At 41.1% G+C, this 3,653-nt stretch carries 4 protein-coding genes; 2 read left to right on the top strand and 2 right to left on the bottom strand.

All coding sequences use genetic code 11. From position 1 onward, the window contains the following. Together WBA23_RS25065 and WBA23_RS25060 are read left to right on the top strand one after the other, a co-directional pair. The coding region (locus tag WBA23_RS25065) for a hypothetical protein (RefSeq protein ID WP_424585018.1) at positions 1–878 on the top strand (878 nt) is incomplete at its 5' end. Between the two features lie 33 nt (positions 879–911). After that, the gene (locus WBA23_RS25060; protein ID WP_424585017.1) at positions 912–1,814 is read left to right on the top strand and encodes a methyltransferase domain-containing protein; all 903 of its coding nucleotides are present in this window, start codon (positions 912–914) and stop codon (positions 1,812–1,814) included. Between the two features lie 3 nt (positions 1,815–1,817). On the opposite strand, the gene WBA23_RS25055 is transcribed toward WBA23_RS25060, so the two are convergent. Both WBA23_RS25055 and WBA23_RS25050 read right to left on the bottom strand, forming a co-directional pair. Beyond that, positions 1,818–3,245: a BFO_1060 family glycosyltransferase gene (locus tag WBA23_RS25055; RefSeq protein WP_424585016.1), complete on the bottom strand. Its 1,428-nt coding sequence runs from the start codon at positions 3,243–3,245 to the stop codon at positions 1,818–1,820. A gap of 178 nt (positions 3,246–3,423) precedes the next feature. After that, positions 3,424–3,653, bottom strand: a 230-nt coding sequence (locus tag WBA23_RS25050) for a LamG-like jellyroll fold domain-containing protein (RefSeq protein WP_424585015.1), incomplete at its 5' end; no start/stop codon positions are given.

Genomic DNA, 3,653 nt, shown 5'->3' with positions numbered 1-3,653 from the left:
GGTTGCTTAGTCAGCTACCTTTCAATGTAGCCGTAGTTAACAGTGAGCAACAGGTACAACTAAATACTGCCTACGATTTTATTTTCTCCGATATGCTAACGATGGATGAAAATACCGTCAACCACTTAAAGCAATACGGAAAAGTCTTAGTAAGTGTATCGCCCATCTTTAATCAGATGAAGGAGATGGATATTCTGTTTCATAGGTCAAAGTATATTCATCTGCCTGAAGAGAACGTGCCTAAAAAAACGTTGGCTAGCTTGAAGTATGCGGTCATCCAGGAAAACTGCACTCGAATTAGTACAGCTCGCTACGAAGAAAACTTAGAAAGCCGAAGTTTTCCTATCGCTATTTCTATGGGCGGGGGCGATGCCGCTAACAAAACCCTCACGCTTCTAAAATCACTGAAGAACAGCAAAATACCCGCTACTTTCTGGGTGATGCTGGGTGAAGGCTACCAGCACTCATACGATGCGCTGATCAGTGAGATTGGAAAAGATAGCCAACACGAAATTATTTTGGCGAAGACAAACCGGAGTATGTGGGAGATTTTGAAAAATTGTGTTTTCGCTATCTTACCGGGAGGAATCACTACTTATGAGGCGGCATACGCCGGACTGCCAACCATTAATTTCTCAGAAAATCCGGGTAAAGAATTTATCATTAAAGAATTGTTAGAAGAGAAAGTTTGCCTACCGGCCGGAGATTTAACATCTCAAAATCTTCACGGACTAAACCATCAACTAGAAACTCTATATAATAATAGAGTTGAACTGATGAAAATGCACTTGAACTCCAAAAAGATACTAGATGGAAAGGGAGCCGATCGAATTTTTGAGGTTTGCCAAGAAATGATTACGAACCCAATCTCACACTAGTACCGAGACAGATTCCTGAAAACAAACGTTGGTATGAATGATCTAAATAATCTGAAGAAAATCAGAGAAATGTACGAGACGGGAGTTAATCTCATTGAGTACTTTAAAAATCAAGGGTACCAAGGAGATAAATTGACTGAAGCAGTTATGATCAGCTACGATATTCAGGCAGGAACCTATACCCAGAATGATAGGAAAAAACCGGAAGTGCGGAATAAGTATACCGATGCACTTGCAAACGTACTTAATCAGTTAGGAAACTTTCATTCAATAATAGAGGCGGGGGTAGGGGAGGCCACTACACTGACCAAATTGCTACCCAAACTAAAACAGCCAGACTACACTGCGTATGGCTTCGACATTTCCTGGTCGCGAATCAAATACGCTCAGGCTAATTGCAAAAGTAAGTCGCTAGATCAAGTAAAGCTCTTTACAGGGGATATTTTTAGTATTCCAATTCAAAATGACGCTATAGACATTGTTTACACATTACATTCATTGGAGCCTAATGGGGGACGAGAGAAGGCCGCGCTTGAGGAACTGTATAGAATTACAGGAAACTATTTGGTGCTGTTGGAGCCAATATATGAGTGGGCCAGTAAAGAAGGACAGGCCCGAATAGATAAGATGGGGTACGTTAAAAATTTAGAAGAAACCATCCGGGCGTTAGGCTACAATGTTGTAGAGTCTCGCCCCCTTGAATATTCAGGAAACCCACTCAACCCAACGGGATTAATTGTGATTGAGAAACAGAAAGACTCAAGCAAAAAAATAGAGAACCCTTTCGCTTGCCCAGTCACTAAGCACGTGGTTACTGATATGCAGGATTGCCTGTTTTCACAAAATAGTCTATTGGCGTATCCTATTATTAGCGGTATACCTTGCTTGCTATCTCAAAATGCTGTAGTGGCTACTCACTACTTAGATGCTCAGTAGAAGTTACTTAATTAACTTATTTATTGGCGCGGGTATAAACTGCTCCCACCAAGCATCAGATTCTACTTTTACGGGAGTTATATGGCTGCGCTGATAATAGCTTTCAGTATAAGTGGCTATTTCAGCTTTCCTCTGATGAATATCAGTCAGACGCCACTTTTCAAAAATGAATAGAGTCTTTTTCAGTTTAGGAAGTTTGGCGAACAGTGGACGGTAGTAAAAATGCTTCACTAAGTGGTAAAAGTAGTAGAATAAAATAAAGTACGCGCCAATTTTTATTCTAGACTTCTCTTTCTTCACGAAAATCTGCTCTAAACTTTGCTTCAGGTAAAAGGCTGACCGAATATGGTTGAAACCATCGCTTCCGCCAATAGCAACATCATACACCTTTTTTCTTGCTTCGGGAAGGCCGTTTTGCTCCATCGCTGCTATAGCTCCGGTTTGATAAAATTCATCGATCATCTGATGGAGTTGAGTAGCATCGTTGGCAATAGGGGAGCCTTTATACACTTCAGTACGAACAAAATCAACCTCCTGATTAATTAGAATAGTTGGTTTTCCTAGTAACCAAGCCTCCATACAAGTGGTGGTCTCAAAGCCTGTCCATATATCCGAGATAGCAATCAGATCGTGAATAGGTTCTTCATTAATAAGGTAGATCACGTTATGATAGTGAAGCAGGCCGTTCATTTCGTTTTTAACCTGCTCAGTTTCATGTTCAAAAATTTCTTTCGGATGTCGCTTAAGTATGAATAAGGTATCTGGATGCTTTTGAATGGTTTGCTCCAAAACCCCTTCCACAAACTTACGTTGGTTTTCAGCCCACTGAAAGCGAACCTCTTTATCAGGATGAATATGGAGGAGAGAAGTATCGCGGTCGCGACCGTACATTCTGCCGAATGCCCAACCAGCGTAGCCAATTACTCGCTTAAAACCGTCCTTGTTCCACTTCTTCAGTAATTTCTCCCGGTCAGCAAACTTACCAAACAGGTAGCGGTCAAAACCGGGCGCACCTGTATACACAATTTTAGCCGACTCTTCCGGTTTAAGATCAATAAGAAATTTACGAGTCCGCTCTGACCAGCAACAGACCCAATCCTGAAAGAACTGCTGATGAAAATTATACCCCCAATACTCGTAGCTACCATCGGTACGAAAGTTACCCTCAGATTCGTGGGCGAATACCGGAATGTTGTGTTGATGACATATTCTTGCTAACTCAACGTACAAGTGATGCCCCCGAACGTTAGGCAACAATACTAAATCTGGTTGATCTCTATTTAATGAATGAAAATCCCAGAGAAAACGAAAGTTTACTTTACAGTTGAGATGATTCTCGGCAAATACGATGATTGGCAACAGAATCTCTACATCCCGACCACTATCGTTATCCAAAAAACAATTAATGATGTACTTCCGTGACTTTGCCATGCGTATTAATCTGAACTAACAATCGAGAAATTATGAGTAGAAAGAAGTTGATGGCAATTTTACTAAAAGTAACAGTAATACGCGCATTCACCAACAAAAAAGCACCGATGAAAGTCAGTGCCTTGAATTTGCAGTTTTGTTGACGAACCATTGGTATTCTTCGTAGAGGTGTTGAATCTCAGCTGTTGACCGGACGATTATAAATTCTACCATTATCAATCGTACCATCAAAATAGCGATGTTCGCCTTCCCCGGTTCCTTGAAAGAAATAGCCAATTGCCAGTAGGTCGTCTATAGCAATATCTACGCTACTATGGTTGGTGGTTACTGTATCCTCTAACTTACCATCTACCCAAATATGCCAAGTGCTACCGTCTACAATTCCAATCAAATGGTGCCATTCACCAT

The sequence above is a fragment of the Tunicatimonas sp. genome, assembly GCF_049647865.1.
In the GTDB taxonomy this organism is placed as follows: domain Bacteria; phylum Bacteroidota; class Bacteroidia; order Cytophagales; family Cyclobacteriaceae; genus Tunicatimonas.
This window is presented reverse-complemented; position numbering and strand designations above follow the sequence as displayed.

Bases quoted from the DNA above. Each gene is read 5' to 3' on its own strand.
- WBA23_RS25060 (WP_424585017.1), top strand. From the start codon at position 912: ATGAATGATCTAAATAATCTGAAGAAAATCAGAGAAATGTACGAGACG.
- WBA23_RS25055 (WP_424585016.1), bottom strand. From the start codon at position 3,245: ATGGCAAAGTCACGGAAGTACATCATTAATTGTTTTTTGGATAACGAT.